Annotated in this window: 1 protein-coding gene; it reads right to left on the bottom strand. The window is 71.0% G+C overall.

Annotated elements, in window-relative coordinates; all coding sequences use genetic code 11:
• The coding region (locus SB771_RS36325) for a cyanophycin synthetase family protein (RefSeq protein ID WP_410722201.1) at nt 1-245 on the bottom strand (245 nt) is incomplete at both ends.

Here is a 245-nt window from a genome sequence, read left to right as displayed (position 1 = left end):
CGACGATGCAGGCGGTGCTGGGGCCCAGGCAGTGCTTGTCGACCAGCCGGCGCAGGCGCGCCACGGCGGCATCAACGTCGAACGGACGGTCTTCGATGGCGGCCATGACCAGGTCGCGGCCTTCGTTCAGGGCGGTGCGGGTGACCTGTTCCTGCCAGGCGCGCACGACGACCTTGTAGACGCCGCGGGTGGAGGTTTCACGGGCCTTGCCGAAGCCGCCGCGCAGGCCGGCCAGGTTCTGCAGC

It is taken from the genome of Burkholderia sp. SIMBA_051 (assembly GCF_046534915.1).
Taxonomy (GTDB): Bacteria; Pseudomonadota; Gammaproteobacteria; order Burkholderiales; family Burkholderiaceae; genus Burkholderia; species Burkholderia ambifaria.
Note: the sequence above shows the minus strand (reverse complement) of the source record. Positions and strands in the feature narration are given on the sequence as shown.